Origin of the sequence: Burkholderia sp. SJZ089 (assembly GCF_007828315.1) — a bacterium.
In the GTDB taxonomy this organism is placed as follows: domain Bacteria; phylum Pseudomonadota; class Gammaproteobacteria; order Burkholderiales; family Burkholderiaceae; genus Burkholderia; species Burkholderia gladioli.
Genome location: NZ_VIUM01000002.1, coordinates 204,076 through 221,971 on the forward strand (window position 1 = coordinate 204,076; position 17,896 = coordinate 221,971).

Here is a 17,896-nt window from a genome sequence, read left to right on the forward strand (position 1 = left end):
CGGGCGGGCTCGGCACCCTGGCGCGACGCGATCCCGGCAAGCCTGCGGGCCTGCCGGGCGCGGGCTCAGTGGCCCGAGAACTCGGTGACCGTATAAAGCGGCAGGCCGGCGCCGCGCAGCAGCGCCGAGCCGCCCAGCTCCGGCAGGTCGATGATCGCCGCGCCTTCCACCACGGTCGCGCCGAGCCGTTCGAGCAGCTTCTTGCCGGCCATCATGGTGCCGCCGGTGGCGATCAGGTCGTCGACGATGATCACGCGGTCGCCGGGCTTGCAGGCATCCTCGTGGATCTCGACGGTCGCGTTGCCGTATTCGAGCTCGTAGGATTCGGACCGGGTCTTGTAGGGCAGCTTGCCGAGCTTGCGGATCGGCACGAAGCCGATGCCGAGCTCGTAGGCCACGATCGGCGCGATGATGAAGCCGCGCGCGTCGAGCCCCGCCACGTAGTCGAGCTTGGCCTCCACATAGCGCTCGACCAGCAGGTCGACCAGCACGCGCAGCGCCTTCGCGCTCTGCAGGATCGGGGTGATGTCGCGGAACTGCACGCCCGGCTGCGGCCAGTCCGGCACCGTGCGCACATGGCGGCGGACGAACTCGGCGGGATCGGGCGACACGCCCGACGGCTGGTGGCTCATGAACTTCTCCGAAAAAACGGCGCGCGTGGGCCCGCGCGCCGTTCATGACAAGCAAATTGAAAGCCGCGGGTGACGGCCGGCGCGACGATCAGGCGGCGGAACCCTCGCGGCGATGGCGCGACAGCCGTTCCTCGGCCATCGACAGCGCCTCCGGCAAGCCGCGCAGCACCACGATGTCGGCCGCGCGCAGCTTGGTTTCCGGGTCCGGCTCGACGCCACGGATGCCATGGCGGCGGATCGCCGTGACCTCGAGGCCGAGCGCGTAGAGCCCGACTTCCTCGAGGGAGCGGCCGACCGCGTCCGAGCGCGCGTCGACCGGCATCGATTGTAGCCGCACCTGCTCGTGGTCGTCGTCGTCCGCGTCGTCGGCGCCGCGGAAATAGCCGCGCAGCAGGCTGTAGCGCGCGTCGCGCATCTCCTCCACGCGCCGCACCACGCGCCGCATCGGCACGCCCATCAGCACCAGCGTGTGCGAGGCCAGCATCAGGCTGCCCTCGACGATTTCCGGGATTACCTCGGTGGCGCCGGCCGCCAGCAGCTTTTCCAGGTCGGCGTCGTCGACCGTGCGCACGATCGCCGGCAGGCTCGGCTCGAGCTCGTGGACGTTGTGCAGCACGCGCAGCGCCGAAGGCGTGTTCGCGTAGGTGATGGCGACCGCCGCGGCGCGGTGGATACCGGCGGCCAGCAGCGATTCGCGGCGCGCCGCGTCGCCGAACACCACCGATTCGCCGGCCGCGGCCGCGGCCGTCACGCGGTCCGGGTCGAGGTCGAGCGCGACATAGGCGATGCCTTCCTGTTCGAGCATGCGCGCCAGGTTCTGGCCCGCGCGGCCGTAGCCGCAGATGATCACGTGGCCCTGCTGCTTGAGGCTCTGGGTGGCGATGCGCGTCATCTGCAGCGACTGCTGCATCCACTCGGTCGAGGACAGGCGCATCACGATCCGGTCGGCGTTCTGGATCAGGAACGGCGCGGCCAGCATCGACAGCAGCATCGAGGCCAGGATCGCCTGCAGCAGGGTGCTGTCGACCAGGTGGCGGTCGAGGATCAGGTTCAGCATCACGAAGCCGAATTCGCCGGCCTGCGCGAGGCCCAGCCCGGTGCGCATCGCCACGCCCGGCGCGGCGCCGAACAGGCGCGCCAGGCCGGTGATGGTGGCCGCCTTCAGGCCGACCTGGCCGACGAAGAAGCCAATCACCAGGAACGGGTGGGTCCAGATCACGCGCGGGTCCAGCAGCATCCCGGTGGTGACGAAGAACAGGCCGAGCAGCACGTCGCGGAACGGCTTGATGTCCTCCTCCACCTGGTGCCGGTAAGGCGTCTCGGAGATCAGCATGCCGGCGATGAAGGCGCCCAGCGCCAGCGACAGCCCGAAACGATCGGTGATGAAGGCCGCGCCGAGCGTGACCAGCAGCAGGTTGAGCACGAACAGTTCCTGGGAACGGCGTCGCGCCACCACGTTGAACCAGCGCGTCATGAACTTCTGGCCGACGAACAGCAGCAGCGCCAGGGCGATCACGATCTTCACCGCCGCAAGGCCCAGGGTGACCATCAGGTCCTTGGAGGATTCGCCGCCGAAGGCCGAGATCACGATCAGCAGCGGCACCACGGCCAGATCCTGGAACAGCAGCACGCCGAAGATATTGCGCCCGTGCGCGGTCTCGATCTCGAGCCGCTCGGCCAGCATCTTCGAGACGATCGCGGTCGAGGACATCGCCAGCGCGCCGCCCAGCGCGACGCTGCCCTGCCAGGTGATGTGCACCCAGCGCTCGAAGACGAAACCGAGCAGCACCGCCACCGCCAGCGTGACCACCACCTGCATCAGCCCGAGCCCGAACACCAGCCTCTGCATCGCCCGCAGCTTGGCCAGCGAGAACTCCAGGCCGATCGAGAACATCAGGAACACCACGCCGAACTCGGCCAGGTGCTCGGCGCGTTCGAGGTCGCCCGCGAAACCGAGCGCGTGCGGGCCGACCACGATGCCGACGGTCAGGTAGCCGAGCATCGGCGGCAGGTTCAGCGAGCGGAACACGACCACGCCCACCACTGAAGCCAGCAGCAGCAGGAGCGTCATTTCGAGCGGGGAAATCACGTGCAAAAGAGTCCTCGTTCGTCAGGGCGTCGCGGCAGGCGGACGCGGGTGATGCCGCCCCGGGGGCGGCGCGGTGGGCGAGGACATGACTCCGTCGGGAGCGCGGTCCTGGCGCCCGGCGCGGCGAACAAACGCCTTTGCTATACTCCGCGCATGATAGCGAAAATCAATGATGACCGGGCGCTCGCGCTCGCCCGCGACGTGCTCGACATCGAGGCGGACGCCGTACGCGCACTGCGTGACCAGCTCGATGGCGGCTTCGTCGGCGCGGTCGGCCTGCTGCTGAACTGCCGCGGGCGCGTGGTGGTTTCCGGCATCGGCAAGTCCGGCCATATCGCGCGCAAGATCGCCGCGACGCTGGCCAGCACCGGCACCCCCGCCTTCTTCGTGCATCCGGCCGAGGCCAGCCATGGCGACCTGGGCATGGTAACGGCCGATGATGTCTTCATCGCGATCTCCAATTCGGGCGAATCCGAGGAGCTGGTCGCGATCCTGCCGCTGATCAAGCGGCTCGGCGCCAAGCTGATCGCCATGACCGGCCGGCCGCAGTCGAGCCTCGCGCAATTGTCCGATGTTCACCTGTATGCCGGCGTCGAGAAGGAAGCCTGCTCGCTGAATCTCGCGCCGACCGCCAGCACCACCGCCGCGCTCGCGCTGGGCGACGCGCTGGCGGTGGTGGTGCTCGACGCGCGCGGCTTCGGTCCCAACGATTTCGCGCGCTCGCATCCGGGCGGCTCGCTGGGCCGGCGCCTGCTGACCCACGTGCGCGACGTGATGCGCACCGGCGACGAGGTGCCGACCGTGCGCCTCACCGCCACCCTCTCCGACGCGCTGTTCCAGATCACCGCCAAGCGCATGGGCATGACCGTGGTGATCGACGAGCAGGACCGCGTGGCCGGCATCTTCACCGACGGCGACCTGCGCCGCGTGCTCGAGCGCGACGGCGATTTCCGCCGCCTGCCGATCGCCGACGTGATGACGCGCCACCCGCGCAGCATCGCCCCCGATCACCTGGCCGTCGAGGCCGTGGAACTGATGGAACGCTATCGGATCAACCAGATGCTGGTGACCGATGCCGACGGCGTGCTGATCGGCGCGCTCAACATGCACGACCTGTTCTCGAAGAAGGTGATCTGATGTCCGCTGCTCCCGCCACGGCCGCCGAACGCGCGAGCCGCGTCAAGCTGATGATTTTCGATGTCGACGGCGTGCTGACCGACGGCGGCCTGCACTTCACTGCCGCTGGCGACACCATGAAGTCGTTCAACTCCCAGGATGGCCATGGCCTCAAGCTGCTGCGCGAGGCCGGCATCGACACCGCGATCATCACCGGGCGCCGCTCGGAGATCGTCGCGGTGCGCGCCAGGGAACTGAAGATCAGCCATCTCTACCAGGGCGTCGAGCACAAGCTCAGCGCCTTCGCCGAATTGCTGCAAGCCACCGGCCTCAAGTCTGACGAATGCGGCTACATGGGCGACGACTGGCCCGACCTCGGCGTGATGACGCGCTGCGGCTTCGTGGCCGCGCCGGCCAACGCGCATCCCGACGTGATCGCGCGCGCCCACTGGGTGTCCGAGGCACGCGGCGGCCATGGCGCCGCGCGCGAGGTGGTCGACACCATCCTGCGCGCCCAGGGCCGCTACGAGGCCCTGCTGGCCGCCGCGCTCGGAGCCTGACGCATGTTTCCCCGCCTCCACCTGAGCTCGCTGCTGCCGATTCTCGCGCTGGCCGCGCTGGCCGGCGTCACCTACTGGCTGCTGCAGGCCACCCTGCCGCCGCCGGGCGAGGCGGTGGCGCGCCCGAAGACGCATTCGCCCGACTATTTCGCCGACAACTTCTCGGTCACCGAGCTCGACCAGTCGGGCGCGACCCAGTACCGGCTGACGGCCGCCAAGCTGATCCACTACGAGGACGACGAGACCAGCCAGCTCACCCAGCCGGCGATGCGCGCATTCCAGCCCGGCAAGCCGGTGGTCACGGCCACCTCCAAGCGCGGTACCGTCAACGGCGACGTGTCGATCGTCGATCTCTACGACGACGCCAAGATCCTGCGCGCGGCCGGCGCCGGCGATCCGCCGATGGAAGCCGATTCCGAACATTTCCGCGTGCTCGTCAACGACGATGTGATCGAGACCGAAAAGCCGGTTAAACTTCAGCGCGGTTTGTCGATCGCCAATGCGACCAACGGCATGAAGTACAACAATGTCACCCGGGTCATCGACCTGTACGGCAACGTCCGCGGCACGATCGCCGCGTCCGACGTGTCCGGCGGCCCTTCCGGCCAATCCAAGTAACCCAGCTTGCGTGACTGCATGAACGAATCGTTCCCTAGTTTTTCCATCGGCGGCGCGCGGCGCGCTGTCCGCGCCGGGCTTGCCGCGGCCTTCGTCGCGCTTGCGCTGCCCGGCGCCGTGTCGCTCGCGCATGCGGAAAAGGCGGACCAGAACAAGCCGATCAACGTCGAGGCCGACAACCTGACCTATGACGACCTGAAGCAGGTCACGGTCGCGACCGGCAATGTCGTGATCACGAAGGGCACGATCCTGATCAAGGGCGACCGCGTCGAGGTGCGCCAGGATCCGCAGGGCTACCAGTACGCGACCGCCACCATGGCGCCGGGCAGCAAGAAGCACGCCTCGTTCCGCCAGAAGCGCGAGGGCCTCGACGAGTACATCGACGGCGATGCCGAGCGCATCGACTACGACGGCAAGCAGGATCTCACCACGCTCACGCGCAATGCCACGGTGCGCCGCCTGCAGGGTCTCACGACGGTGTCCGACACGGTGCACGGCAGCGTGATCACCTATGACGGCCAGCGCGACTTCTACACCGCCAAGGGCGGCAACGACGTGGCCGCGCCGGGCAATCCGACCGGCCGCGTGCGCGCCATGCTGTCGCCCAAGAACGGCGGCCCGGCCCCGCTCAACGGCGCAAGCGCCACCCTCACGCCGTCGAACTCGATCCAGGAGCCGAACCCGTGAACGCCCTGCCGAACCGCCAGCCCGCCGGCACCACCAGTTCGCTGGTGGTGCGCAACCTGAAGAAGCGCTACGGCTCGCGCACCGTCGTCAAGGACGTTTCCCTCGACGTGAAGAGCGGCGAGGTGGTCGGCCTGCTCGGCCCGAACGGCGCGGGCAAGACCACCTCCTTCTACATGATCGTCGGCCTGGTGCCGCTCGATGCCGGCGACATCTCGCTGAACGGCAGTCCGATCAGCCTGCTGCCGATCCACAAGCGCGCCTCGCTGGGCCTGTCCTACCTGCCGCAGGAAGCCTCGGTGTTCCGCAAGCTGACCGTCGAGGAGAACATCCGCGCCGTGCTCGAGCTGCAGCACGGCGACAACGGCAAGCTGCTCGGCAAGGACGAGATCGCCTCGCGCACCGAGGCCCTGCTCGACGAGCTGCAGATCGGCCACCTGCGCGACAACCCGGCGCTGTCGCTGTCGGGCGGCGAGCGCCGCCGCGTCGAGATCGCCCGCGCGCTGGCCAGCAACCCCAGCTTCATCCTGCTCGACGAGCCCTTCGCCGGCGTCGACCCGATCGCGGTGCTGGAGATCCAGAAGATCGTCAAGTTCCTGAAGCAACGGAACATCGGTGTGCTGATCACCGACCACAACGTGCGCGAGACGCTCGGCATCTGCGACCACGCCTACATCATCAGCGACGGCTCGGTGCTCGCAGCCGGTGCCCCGCAGGACATCATCGAGAACGAAAGCGTCCGCCGCGTCTATCTCGGCGAACATTTCCGCATGTAAGCCGGCGCGGGGCGCCGCGTGCCCGGCGCCGCTCTACCTGCTGCCGCCCCGGGCATCCGCGCCCGGTCGCAAGCTCCGTGCGCCGACCCGGCGACCACGCACGGGCCGGCGCATCGCGCGCTTCGTATCATCCCGCCTCCCGCAACGCGCCGCCTACGTGGCAAACTTCAGGTAACGATTCCTTTTTGCCATGAAAGCCAGCCTCCAACTTCGCCTGTCGCAGCACCTCGCGCTCACGCCCCAGCTCCAGCAGTCGATCCGGCTGCTGCAGCTGTCGACGCTCGAACTGCAGCAGGAAGTCGCGATGGCCGTCGCCCAGAATCCGCTGCTCGAGAACGACGAATGGATCGCGAGCCCGCTGCGGGTGGCCGCCGACGGCTCGCTGATCGCGCAGAGCCCGCCTTCCTCGACGCCCGAGCCGATGCACGGCGGCGGCTCGAACGGCAGCGAAGCCTCGGGCGATCGCGCCGAACGCGACGACTCGCGCAATGGCGACGACTACGACTACAACGCCGACAGCGGCGATTCGGGTCAGTGGAATCTCGACGACTACGGCCGCTCCTCGGGCGCCTCCGACGATGACGACCTCCCGCCGCTGCAGGTGCACGAGGCCTCGACCTCGCTGCGCGAGCATCTGTCCGCGCAATTGCGGGTGACCCAGGCGGGTCCGCGCGACCGCGCGCTGGTGATGTTCCTGATCGAATCGCTCGACGACGACGGTTATCTCGGCGCGGGGCTCGACGAGGTGTTGACCGACCTGCCCGAGGAACTGGAGGTCGATCTCGACGAACTGGGCGCCGCGCTGGCGCTGCTGCACAGCTTCGACCCGGCCGGCGTGGGGGCGCGCTCCGCATCAGAATGCTTGCGCCTGCAATTGTTGCGACTCGATCCGTCCCCCACGCGCACGCTGTCGCTCGACATCGTCTCGCAGCATCTCGAATTGCTGGCCGCGCGCGACTTCACGCGGCTGCGCAAGCAGTTGAAGGCCAACGACGACGAGCTGCGCGAGGCCCATGCACTGATCCGCTCGCTCGAGCCCTTCCCGGGCGCCGCCTACGGCAAGACCGAGGCGGACTACGTGGTGCCCGACATCATGGTCAGGAAGAGCGGCCAGAACTGGCTCGCGGAGCTCAATCCCGAGGTGGTGCCGAAGCTGCGCATCAACCACCTGTACGCCAATATCCTGCGCAACAGCCGGGGCGATCCGGGCGCCGGTTCGCTCAAGCAGCAGCTCCAGGAAGCGCGCTGGCTGATCAAGAATATCCAGCAGCGATTCGAGACCATCCTGCGTGTCGCGCAGGCCATCGTGGAGCGTCAGAAGAACTTTTTTGCGCATGGTGAAATTGCCATGCGCCCCTTGGTTTTGCGGGAAATAGCTGATACGCTGGGCCTACACGAGTCGACTGTCTCCCGTGTGACAACCGGCAAGTACATGCTGACCCCGTTCGGCACTCTTGAATTTAAGTACTTCTTCGGATCGCACGTGTCGACGGATACCGGGGGCGCTGCCTCTTCCACGGCAATCCGCGCCCTCATCAAGCAACTGATAGGAGCCGAAGACCAGAAATCTCCTCTTTCGGACAGCCGAATAGCCGAGCTGCTGGCGGAACAAGGCTTCGTGGTCGCGCGCCGCACCGTTGCGAAGTATCGCGAAGCCCTCAAGATCCCCGCGGTGAATCTGCGCAAGTCTCTGTAGCCCGCTGCTCGCGGCGGGCGTTTTCCGGCCACCGCGCTGTCGAAGGCATAGTCCGCCCCCGGGGCCCGCTCCGCATCGATCCACGGAGACCGCTCCCGCCGGCAGACGCCGCCTGTAGATACGCCGGGGTCACCTGCATGGAGAAGCACTATGAACCTGAAGATCAGTGGACACCATCTCGAAGTGACGCCTGCCATTCGCGAACACGTGATCACCAAGCTCGATAGGGTGCTACGGCATAGCGACCAGGTGATTGATGGCACTGTGATCCTCTCGGTCGACAACCATAAGGAAAAGGACAAGCGGCAGCGTGCGGAAATCAACCTGCACCTGAAGGGCAAGAAAGAGATTTTCGTCGAAAGCATCAATGGCGATCTGTACGCGGCGATCGATCTGCTGATCGACAAGCTCGACCGCCAGGTGGTCAAGCACATGGAACGTCTGCAGACGCACGCGCACGATCCGATCAAGCATCAACCGGCCATCGTCGACCAGGCCGAACAGCCGCCGCAATGAACCCGGCGCCTCGCGCGCCCGCCAAACCGCCCGTTCCGACGGGCGGTTTTTTCGTTCCACGCCGGCATGGCGTGGCGTACGAACCGGGTCGCTCACGCCGCACCATGCGAACGTCCGTGCTCTATAATGTGCGGGTTATTACCGGGTGGCGTCGGCGCTCCGGCTTGACGTGCACACAAGCCTGCCTCGATCGACGCCTCGCATCCTGCCCGACATGGAAACTTCGTCCAACGCCGCGAGGAGACCCCAGGCCACCCCCTTGCCTGCCAACATGAATCGCCTAGCCAAAATCCTGCCACTGGAGAATGTCGTCATCGACCTCTCCGTCACCAGCAAGAAACGCGTGTTCGAACAAGCCGGCCTGATTTTCGAGAATCAGAACGGCATCGCGCGCAGCGTCGTCACCGACAACCTGTTCGCGCGCGAGCGTCTCGGCTCGACAGGTCTCGGCGAAGGCGTCGCCATTCCACATGGCCGCATCAAGGGCCTCAAGCACCCGCTGGCCGGCTTCGTGCGCCTCGCCGAGGCGATCCCCTTCGAAGCCCCGGACGGCCAGCCCGTCTCGCTGCTCATCTTCCTGCTGGTGCCCGAACAGGCCACCCAGCAGCACCTCGAGATCCTGTCCGAAATCGCGCAACTGCTGTCCGACCGCGACGCGCGCGAACGCCTGCATACCGAACCGGATCGCCACGAGTTGCATCGACTCCTCACTCAATGGCAACCTTGAGCTGATTCGGGCGGAAGCTGCCCCACGACGGGCGGCGTCCACCGCCCGGCCTGCCCGCCCGCAGCCGGTCCCGGCGCCGCAGCGCTGACGCCTCGCCGCACCGGCCATTTGGAGTGACGCAGTCCATGGATACGTCCAGCATCAACGCCCAGAGCATCTTCGACGACAACGCAGCCATGCTGAAATTGAGCTGGCTGACGGGGCATGAAGGCTGGGAACGCGGCTTTTCCGCCGAGACGGTTGGCAATGCGACCTCCAGCGCCGACCTGGTCGGCCACCTGAACCTGATCCACCCGAACCGGATCCAGGTGCTCGGCGAGGCCGAGATCGAGTACTACCAGCGCCAGACCGACGAGGATCGCTCGCGTCACATGGCCGAGCTGATCGCCCTCGAACCGCCGTTCCTGGTGGTTGCCGGCGGAGCCGCCGCCCCACCCGAGCTGGTGCTGCGCTGCACGCGCTCGTCCACGCCGCTGTTCACCACGCCGATGTCGGCCGCCGCCGTGATCGACAGCCTGCGCCTGTACATGTCGCGCATCCTCGCGCCGCGCGCCACGCTGCACGGCGTGTTCCTCGACATCCTCGGCATGGGCGTGCTGCTGACCGGCGATTCCGGCCTCGGCAAGAGCGAGCTGGGCCTCGAGCTGATCAGCCGCGGCCACGGCCTGGTGGCCGACGACGCGGTGGACTTCGTGCGACTTGGCCCCGATTTCGTCGAGGGCCGCTGCCCGCCGCTGCTGCAGAACCTGCTCGAGGTACGCGGCCTGGGCCTGCTCGACATCAAGACCATCTTCGGGGAAACCGCGGTGCGCCGGAAGATGAAGCTCAAGCTGATCGTCCAGCTGGTGCGGCGCCCCGACGGAGAATTCCAGCGCCTGCCGCTGGAAAGCCAGACCGTCGACGTGCTGGGCCTGCCGATCAGCAAGGTGACCATCCAGGTGGCGGCCGGCCGCAACCTCGCGGTGCTGGTCGAGGCGGCCGTGCGCAACACGATCCTGCAACTGCGCGGCATCGATACGCTGCGCGACTTCATGGACCGCCAGCGGCTGGCCATGCAGGACCCGGACAGCCAGTTTCCCGGCAAGCTGGTCTAGCGCCGAACCGGCGCGCCTGGCGCGCGCCGTCACACCATGCCACGCCCCGCCCTGTCATACAGGGGCGGTAAGCCGGTGCTATGATGAGCCGTCTGGATTCCAGCCTTCCCATGCGCATCGTCCTCATCACCGGCATCTCCGGCTCCGGCAAGTCCGTCGCGCTCAACGCGCTCGAGGACTCCGGCTATTACTGCGTCGACAATCTCCCGCCACGCGTGCTGCCCGAACTCGTCCGCTATATCGCCGACGAAGGCCAGCGCCGCCTGGCGGTGGCGATCGACGCGCGCTCGAGCGGCTCGCTCGACGAGATGCCCGGCCTGATCCGCGAGCTGTCGCAGCATCACGACGTGCGCGTGCTGTTCCTCAATGCCAGCACCCAGGCGCTGATCCAGCGCTTCTCGGAAACGCGCCGCCGTCACCCGCTGTCGGGCTCGCCCTCGCATGACGCCGATGTCGGCCTGCTGTCCTCGCTGGAGGAGGCGATCGAGCGCGAACGCGAGCTGGTCGCGCCGCTGGCCGGCTTCGGCCACGAGATCGACACCAGCAACCTGCGCGCGAACGTGCTGCGTACCTGGGTGAAGCGCTTCATCGAGCAGCAGAACGACGCCCTGGTGCTGATGTTCGAATCCTTCGGCTTCAAGCGCGGCGTACCGCTCGACGCCGATTTCATGTTCGACGTGCGCGCGCTGCCGAATCCCTATTACGACCGCGAGCTGCGGCCGCTGACCGGGCTCGACCAGCCCGTCATCGCTTTCCTCGATGCACTGCCGATCGTCCACCAGATGATCGACGACATCGAGAGCTTCCTCGTCAAATGGCTGCCGCATTTCCGCGACGACAACCGCAGCTATCTGACGGTCGCGATCGGCTGCACGGGCGGCCAGCATCGCTCGGTGTTCATTGCGGAGACGCTCGCCGCGCGTCTGTCGCAGCAGGCGAACGTGATTGTGCGGCATCGTGACGCACCGGTGGATGCCGAGGCGTCATCGCGGCTCGTCAGCTAAGGCCCGAGCCGCACCTCTCCAGGAGGCTGCGCATGTCCTCGCTTTCGACGCGGCTCGTCGATCTGCCGCTGTTCCCGCTGCACACGGTGCTGTTTCCGGGCGGCCTGCTGCCGCTCAAGGTGTTCGAGGCGCGTTACGTCGACATGGCACGCGCCTGCCTGCGCGAGAAGCTGCCGTTCGGCGTCTGCCTGCTCAAGAGCGGGCCCGAGGTGGCGCAAGACGATGAGGTGGCGGTGCCCGAGACGATCGGCTGCATGGCCGAGATCATCGAATGCGATACCGGCGAATTCGGCATGCTGCTGCTGCGCACGGTCGGCACCCAGCGTTTCGAGCTGCTCTCGCATCGCGTCGAATCGAACGGGCTGCTGGTCGGCATCGCCGAGCCGCTGCCCGAGGACCAGCCGCTCGACGGCGAACTGTCGATCGCACAGTTCGGCGCCTGCGCGGAAGTGCTGGAGCGGATCATCGAGGCGCTGCGCAACGTGAAGTCGGGCGAGTTGCCGTTTCTCGAGCCCTTCCATTTCGACGAGCCGAGCTGGGTCGCGAATCGCCTCGCCGAGGTGCTGCCGCTGGACCTGCGGATGCGGCAGAAATTGATGGAGTTTCCCGACGTGGGCGCGCGCATCGACGCCGTGCATCAGGTGCTCAAGCGTCACGACTGGCTCTGAGGCTGAGGCCCGCGCCAGGCTCGGCCACCCCTTCAAGCTCACGCGGCGCCCTCCGGCGCGCCTCGCCCATCTTCCCTCTTCTCAGATCAGCGGCCCGCTCAGGCTGTCGAGCAGCTTGCGCACGGGCGCCGGCAGGCCATAGGCGTCGAGCCGCGCCAGCGGCACCCATTCCGTATCGGCGCTGGCCGTCACCAGCATGCCGCCCGCCGCCTGCGCCGCGCCGATGTCGGCGATGCGCGGCTCGATCTCCAGCCGGAAATGCGTGAAGACATGCGTGAACGGCGCCAGCGGAATCACCGCCTCGGCGCCGAATTCGCGCACGCGCTGCAGGGCCGCCGCGTCGCCTTCGGCCTCGGGCAGGCTCCAGAGGCCGCCCCAGATGCCGGTGGGCGGGCGCCGCTCCAGCAGCACCGTGTCGCCGTCGCGCAGCACCAGCATCCAGGTGCGCCGCGTCGGCACCGCCTTCTTCGGGCGCGCGGCCGGCAGTTCGCGCTGCCGGCCCGTGGTATTGGCCACGCAGTCGGCCGCGAACGGGCAGCGCTTGCAATCGGGCTTGCCGCGCCCGCACAAGGTCGCGCCAAGATCCATCAGCCCCTGCGTGTAGGCGCTGATGCCGGCATCGTCGGCTTCGCGCGGGAACAGCCGCTCGGCCAGCGCCCACATCCCGTTCTCCACGCGCTTTTCGCCCGGGAACCCCTCCACGCCGAACACGCGTGCCAGCACGCGCTTGACGTTGCCGTCGAGGATCGGCGCGCGCGCGCCGAACGCGAACGAGGCGATCGCCGCCGCGGTCGAGCGGCCGATGCCGGGCAGCTCGGCGAGCGCCTCGGGCGATTCGGGAAAGTGGCCGCCATGCTCGGCCATCACCACCTGCGCGCAGCGATGCAGGTTGCGCGCCCGCGTGTAGTAGCCGAGCCCGGCCCACAGCGCCATCACCTGGTCGGCCGGCGCGGCGGCCAGCGCGGCGACATCGGGGAAATGCTCGAGGAAGCGCTGGTAATAAGGCACCACTGTCGATACCTGGGTCTGCTGCAGCATGATTTCCGACAGCCAGATCCGGTACGGATCGCGCGTGTTCTGCCACGGCAGGTCGTGGCGGCCGTGCTCGCGCTGCCAGGCGATCAGGCGGGTGGCGAAGCTCGCTTCGAGCGGGGTCGCGGGCGCGGCCGGCGCCGCTTGGGTACGTGGGGGTTTCAAGATGTTTTCAACGCTGGCAATTCGGACAGAAATAGGTCGACCGCTGGCCCTGCACGATCTGGCGAATCGGCGTGCCGCATACGCGGCACGGTTCGCCCGCGCGATCATAGACGAAGCAGTCGAGCTGGAAATAGCCGCTTTCGCCGTTGCTGCCGACGAAATCGCGCAAGGTGCTGCCGCCGCGCTCGATCGCGTCGGCCAGCGTGGCGCGCACCGCCTCGGCCAGTCGCTCGTAGCGCGGCAGCGAGACCCGGCCAGCCGCCGTGGTCGGTCGGATGCCGGCGCGGAACAGGCTTTCCGATGCATAGATGTTGCCGACCCCGACCACGATGTCGCCGGCCAGCAGCGCCTGCTTCACCGAAACGGTGCGTCCGCGCGTGCGCCGGTACAGCAGCGCGGCCGTGAAGGCCGGCGAGAACGGCTCCACGCCGAGGCTGGTGAGCAGGTGGTGCTCGTGGATGTCGCCCTGCTCGCGCGGGTGCCAGAGTACCGCGCCGAAGCGGCGCGGGTCGCGAAAGCGCAGCACGCAGGCGTCGAAGATCCAGTCGATATGGTCGTGCTTGCCGGCCTGGGGCGCGACGCCGCCCAGCAGCACGCGCAAGGTGCCCGTCATGCCGAGATGGACGATGAACCAGCCGGCGTCGAGCTCGAACAGCAGGTACTTGCCGCGCCGCTCGACGCGCAGCACCTCGCGCGACTCGAGCGCCGCCGCGAAATTCTCGGGGACGGGCCAGCGCAGCATCGCGGTGCGCACGTCGACGCGCCTGACGCGGTGCCCGGCGACGAAGGGTTCGATTCCGCGACGTGTAACCTCGACTTCCGGCAACTCTGGCATGGTTTTGTGGTCTGTGGGTGGCTAGGGGCGATGGTGCGCGTATTGTAGCGAGCGCGTTACAATCGTCCGAAACCTCGAACGGATTTCCATGACCTTGTCCTCGACGCTGTCTTCGAAGCGCCCCGCCGCCCACGCGCGCCGTGCGTTCGCCTTCCCGGTCCGCCGCGCACTCGGCGCCGCGCTGCTCGCCGCATGGACGTTCGGCGCCATGCCCGTTCACGCCCAGACGCCCGCCTCCGGCGCCGCCGTCACCGCGCCGGCCGGCGCGGCCGACGACGATGCACTGACGCAGAGCGCCTTCTCCCCGGCCTTCCCCGACGAAAAGAAGGACCTGCCCGGCGTGCCGCTGAGCGCGCAGATCGTCTATCAGGTACTGGCGGCCGAGGTCGCGCTGCAACGCGGCCAACCCGCGCCCGCCTTCCAGACCTATCTCGCCCTGGCGCGCGATACCAAGGATCCGCGGATGGCGCAGCGCGCCACCGAAATCGCGCTGGCCGCGCAAAGCCCGGCCGACGCGCTGGCCGCCGCGAACCTGTGGCGCGAATACGCACCCGATTCGAATCGCGCGGCCCAGGTCGATGCGGCCCTGCTGGTGCTGGCCGGCAAGCCACTCGACGCCGAGCCGCTGCTGGGCCGCGAGCTGGCCCGCACCACCGGCGACAACCGCGGCGACGCGATCCTGGCCCTGCAGGCCCTGATCGCGCGCGGCCCGAACCGCGTGGACGGCCTGACGGTGCTGCAGCACCTGCTCAAGGACGACCTGATCCGCCCCGAGGCGCGCCTGGCGATCGCCCGCCAGCAGCTCGCCGTGGACGACAAGCCGGCCGCCGTCACCTCGCTGAAGCAGGCGCTGGAACTGAAGCCCGACTACCTGCCGGCCGCCCTGATGCTCTCGCAGATGGGCCCCGACGAGCGCGCGATCGGCGTGGCCTCGTTCGAGAAATACGTGCAGCAGAACCCCAAGGCGCGCGAAGGGCGCCTGGCGCTGGCCCAGCTCTACCTCGCCGACAATCGTCTCGACGACGCGCAGAAGCAGTTCGAGACCATGCACCGCAACGATCCGAAGGAACCGGCGCCGCTGATGGCGCTGGCCCTGATCAAGATCCAGCAGAAGCAGCTCGACGACGCCTCCAAGTACCTGAAGCAGTACATCGACGCGGCGCAGAAGCTGCCCGATGCCGATGTCGGCCAGGCCTACGTCTACCTCGCGCAGATCTCGGTCGAGCAGAACAACGACGCGCAGGCCTCGCAGTGGCTCGACAAGATCGACCCGGCCAGCCCGCACTACATTCCGGCGCAGGTCACGCGCGCGCAGATCCTCGCCAAGCAGGGCAAGGTCGACGACGCGCGCAAGGTGCTGGCGGGCCTGCAGGTCAACGATCCGCGCGACGCGGCCGTGATCGCGCGCACCGACGCCTCGCTGCTGTTCTCGGCCAAGCGCTACCGCGAGGCGGCCGACCGGCTCGCCCAGGCCGTCGACGCCTTCCCCGACGATCCCGACCTGCGCTACGACTACGCGATGGCCTCGGAGAAGATCGGCCAGTACACCACCATGGAGCAGCAGTTGCGCGTGCTGATGCGCGCCCAGCCCAACGATCCGCAAGCCTACAACGCGCTCGGCTATTCGCTGGCGGACCGCAACCAGCGCCTGCCCGAGGCGAACGAGCTGATCGAGAAGGCCAGCGCGCTGGCGCCCAAGGATGCCTTCATCATGGACAGCCTCGGCTGGGTCAAGTACCGGATGGGCGACAACGCGGCGGCCGAGAAGATCCTCTCGCGCGCCTACAGCCTGCAGCCGAACGCCGAGATCGGTGCGCACCTCGGCGAGGTGCTCTGGAAGAGCGGTCAGCAGGACAAGGCACGCGATGCCTGGCGCGCCGCGCAGAAGCTCGAGCCCGACAACGACACGCTGGTCAACACGCTCAAGCGCTTCGAGGTACAGGGCCTGTGAGCGTCGCGATCCGATCGATGGACCGGTGCGCCGCGCTCGCCCCTTTCGCATCCCTTGCCCGCCTCGGCCTGCTCACGCTCGCCGCGGGCGCCCTGCTCGCCGGCTGCGCGACGCAACGCGCGCCGGCGCCTGCCGCCGGCACCGCGACGCCGGGCGCCGACGTCATCACCACCCAGGCCGCGCACGCCTACACGGGCCGCTTCGCGGTCCGCTACGACGACCGCCTCGGCAAGCCGCAGAACGTCTACGGCAATTTCGCCTGGCAGGAAACCGGCAATGCCATCACGCTCGAGTTGCGCAGCCCGCTCGGCCAGACGCTGGCCATCGTGCGCTCCTCGCCGCTAAACGCCTCGCTCGAGATGCCGGGCCGCGCGCCACGCAGCGCCACCGACGTGGGCCAGCTGATGCGCGACGCGCTCGGCTTCGCGCTGCCGCTCGACGGGCTGCGCTACTGGATGCTGCCGCAGCCTTCGCCGTCCACGCCGGCCGACGTGGTGCGCGAGAGCGGCACGCAGATCAAGCAGATCCGCCAGGACGGCTGGACCATCGACTACCTCGCCTACGCCGACGCGCCCGTCACCGGCGTCAAGCGACTGAACCTGACACGCGAGGATCCGCCGCTCGACATCAAGCTCGTGCTCGACCGCTGATCCCGCCTTTTTGCCAAGAAGTCCCCAAGCATGACCGACACATCCCGCTCGCTGCGCGACTGCCTCGCCCCGGCGAAACTCAACCTGTTCCTGCACATCACGGGCCGCCGCCCGGATGGTTATCACTCGCTGCAGACCGTGTTCCAGTTGCTCGACTGGGGCGACCGGCTGCACTACACGCTGCGCGAGGACGGTGCGGTCCACCGCCTCACCGAGGTGGCGGGCGTGCCCGAGGAACAGGACCTGGTGGTGCGCGCCGCGCGCCTGCTGCAGGCTCACACGGGCACCACGCTCGGCGTCGACATCGAGATCGACAAGGTGCTGCCGATGGGCGCGGGCCTGGGCGGCGGCAGCTCCGACGCGGCCACCACCCTGCTCGCCCTGAACCGCCTCTGGAAACTCGACCTGCCGCGCACTGAACTTCAGGCGCTGGCCGTGAAACTAGGCGCCGACGTGCCCTTCTTCGTGTTCGGAAAAAATGCGTTCGCGGAGGGTATCGGAGAGGCACTGGAGCAGGTAGAATTGCCGGCTCGCTGGTTCCTGGTTGTGACGCCTCGGGTTCACGTACCGACCGCTGAAATTTTTTCAGATAAGTCGTTGACAAGAGATTCGAGACCCATCACAATTACGGACTTTCTTGCACAGCAAAGCAGCAAGGGTTGGCCAGACAGCTTCGGCCAAAACGACATGCAGGCGGTTGTGACAAAGAAGTACGCGGAAGTTGCAAAGGTGGTCAAAGCGTTGTATGATTTGACCCCTTCGCGGATGACCGGCTCTGGAGCTAGTGTCTTCGCAGCGTTCGGTAGCAAGCAGGAGGCTCAGGCAGCACAAGCCACCTTGCCGGCAGGCTGGAACAGCGCTGTTACCGGAAGCCTGGGTGAACATCCACTCTTCGCTTTCGCGTCATAAGTTTTGCTGCATCGGATGTCCTACACTTCCGGTGAAGCTCGAAGTTGAGTGTAGGGGAGTCGCCAAGTTGGTCAAGGCACCGGATTTTGATTCCGGCATGCGAGGGTTCGAGTCCTTCCTCCCCTGCCAAAGTTTCCTCAGTTATTCCCGCCCCCAGCCCGAAGCAGGTTCATG

Annotated in this window: 18 protein-coding genes and 1 tRNA gene; 15 read left to right on the forward strand and 4 right to left on the reverse strand. The window is 67.7% G+C overall.

The features are described from left to right. Positions 1–65: 65 nt before the first annotated feature. Together FB600_RS03985 and FB600_RS03990 are read right to left on the reverse strand one after the other, a co-directional pair. On the reverse strand, positions 66–632 hold the full coding sequence (locus FB600_RS03985; protein ID WP_096750182.1) for an adenine phosphoribosyltransferase: 567 nt from the start codon (positions 630–632) through the stop codon (positions 66–68). Between the two features lie 88 nt (positions 633–720). Continuing rightward, on the reverse strand, positions 721–2,721 hold the full coding sequence (locus tag FB600_RS03990; RefSeq protein ID WP_013699401.1) for a monovalent cation:proton antiporter family protein: 2,001 nt from the start codon (positions 2,719–2,721) through the stop codon (positions 721–723). A 153-nt stretch (positions 2,722–2,874) separates the two neighbouring features. On the opposite strand from FB600_RS03990, the gene kdsD reads away from it, so the two are divergent. From kdsD to FB600_RS04045, 11 genes are all read left to right on the forward strand, one after another. Further along, positions 2,875–3,858 carry an arabinose 5-phosphate isomerase KdsD gene (gene kdsD / locus FB600_RS03995; protein ID WP_025096995.1) on the forward strand — a complete coding sequence of 328 codons (984 nt, stop codon included), beginning with the start codon at positions 2,875–2,877 and terminating at the stop codon, positions 3,856–3,858. Continuing rightward, positions 3,858–4,397, forward strand: coding sequence for a KdsC family phosphatase (locus tag FB600_RS04000; RefSeq protein ID WP_098153593.1), 540 nt, complete (start codon positions 3,858–3,860; stop codon positions 4,395–4,397). Before kdsD ends, FB600_RS04000 begins: the two co-directional genes overlap by 1 nt. Positions 4,398–4,400: 3 nt before the next feature. Further along, entirely contained in the window at positions 4,401–5,015 is a 615-nt protein-coding gene (lptC, locus tag FB600_RS04005) for an LPS export ABC transporter periplasmic protein LptC (protein WP_017918294.1), read from the forward strand. 18 nt (positions 5,016–5,033) lie between these two features. Further along, entirely contained in the window at positions 5,034–5,702 is a 669-nt protein-coding gene (gene lptA / locus FB600_RS04010) for a lipopolysaccharide transport periplasmic protein LptA (RefSeq protein ID WP_013699405.1), read from the forward strand. Beyond that, entirely contained in the window at positions 5,699–6,475 is a 777-nt protein-coding gene (lptB, locus tag FB600_RS04015) for an LPS export ABC transporter ATP-binding protein (protein WP_013699406.1), read from the forward strand. The genes lptA and lptB overlap by 4 nt, the downstream gene beginning before the upstream one ends. A gap of 190 nt (positions 6,476–6,665) precedes the next feature. Continuing rightward, complete coding sequence (locus FB600_RS04020; RefSeq protein WP_013699407.1) at positions 6,666–8,171, forward strand: RNA polymerase factor sigma-54; 1,506 nt, start codon at positions 6,666–6,668, stop codon at positions 8,169–8,171. 150 nt (positions 8,172–8,321) lie between these two features. Then, positions 8,322–8,687 carry a ribosome hibernation-promoting factor, HPF/YfiA family gene (gene hpf, locus FB600_RS04025; protein ID WP_013699408.1) on the forward strand — a complete coding sequence of 122 codons (366 nt, stop codon included), beginning with the start codon at positions 8,322–8,324 and terminating at the stop codon, positions 8,685–8,687. 214 nt (positions 8,688–8,901) lie between these two features. Continuing rightward, complete coding sequence (locus FB600_RS04030) at positions 8,902–9,414, forward strand: PTS sugar transporter subunit IIA (RefSeq protein ID WP_096750181.1); 513 nt, start codon at positions 8,902–8,904, stop codon at positions 9,412–9,414. A 125-nt stretch (positions 9,415–9,539) separates the two neighbouring features. Beyond that, positions 9,540–10,508, forward strand: coding sequence for an HPr(Ser) kinase/phosphatase (hprK, locus tag FB600_RS04035; RefSeq protein ID WP_013699410.1), 969 nt, complete (start codon positions 9,540–9,542; stop codon positions 10,506–10,508). Between the two features lie 110 nt (positions 10,509–10,618). Continuing rightward, positions 10,619–11,512 carry an RNase adapter RapZ gene (gene rapZ, locus FB600_RS04040; protein ID WP_013699411.1) on the forward strand — a complete coding sequence of 298 codons (894 nt, stop codon included), beginning with the start codon at positions 10,619–10,621 and terminating at the stop codon, positions 11,510–11,512. Between the two features lie 32 nt (positions 11,513–11,544). Beyond that, positions 11,545–12,180 carry an LON peptidase substrate-binding domain-containing protein gene (locus tag FB600_RS04045; protein ID WP_013699412.1) on the forward strand — a complete coding sequence of 212 codons (636 nt, stop codon included), beginning with the start codon at positions 11,545–11,547 and terminating at the stop codon, positions 12,178–12,180. An 81-nt stretch (positions 12,181–12,261) separates the two neighbouring features. Here the strand turns inward: FB600_RS04045 and mutY are convergent, their stop codons facing one another. Together mutY and mutM are read right to left on the reverse strand one after the other, a co-directional pair. Continuing rightward, positions 12,262–13,377, reverse strand: a complete 1,116-nt coding sequence (gene mutY, locus FB600_RS04050) for an A/G-specific adenine glycosylase (RefSeq protein ID WP_145756285.1) — start codon at positions 13,375–13,377, stop codon at positions 12,262–12,264. Positions 13,378–13,384: 7 nt separating this feature from the next. Then, a complete protein-coding gene (gene mutM, locus FB600_RS04055) occupies positions 13,385–14,212 on the reverse strand; it encodes a bifunctional DNA-formamidopyrimidine glycosylase/DNA-(apurinic or apyrimidinic site) lyase (RefSeq protein ID WP_145756286.1) in 828 nt (275 codons plus the stop codon). Positions 14,213–14,300: 88 nt separating this feature from the next. Here mutM and FB600_RS04060 point away from each other — a divergent pair, with 88 nt between their 5' ends. The 4 genes from FB600_RS04060 (at position 14,301) to FB600_RS04075 (ending at position 17,851) form a co-directional block, all read left to right on the forward strand. After that, a complete protein-coding gene (locus FB600_RS04060) occupies positions 14,301–16,163 on the forward strand; it encodes a tetratricopeptide repeat protein (protein WP_096750179.1) in 1,863 nt (620 codons plus the stop codon). Positions 16,164–16,180: 17 nt separating this feature from the next. Further along, the gene (gene lolB, locus FB600_RS04065; protein ID WP_175427766.1) at positions 16,181–16,813 is read left to right on the forward strand and encodes a lipoprotein insertase outer membrane protein LolB; all 633 of its coding nucleotides are present in this window, start codon (positions 16,181–16,183) and stop codon (positions 16,811–16,813) included. 30 nt (positions 16,814–16,843) lie between these two features. Continuing rightward, positions 16,844–17,722 carry a 4-(cytidine 5'-diphospho)-2-C-methyl-D-erythritol kinase gene (gene ispE / locus FB600_RS04070; RefSeq protein WP_145756287.1) on the forward strand — a complete coding sequence of 293 codons (879 nt, stop codon included), beginning with the start codon at positions 16,844–16,846 and terminating at the stop codon, positions 17,720–17,722. Positions 17,723–17,774: 52 nt separating this feature from the next. Next, positions 17,775–17,851: transfer RNA gene (locus FB600_RS04075), tRNA-Gln, on the forward strand. The last annotated feature ends 45 nt before the right edge of the window (positions 17,852–17,896 follow it).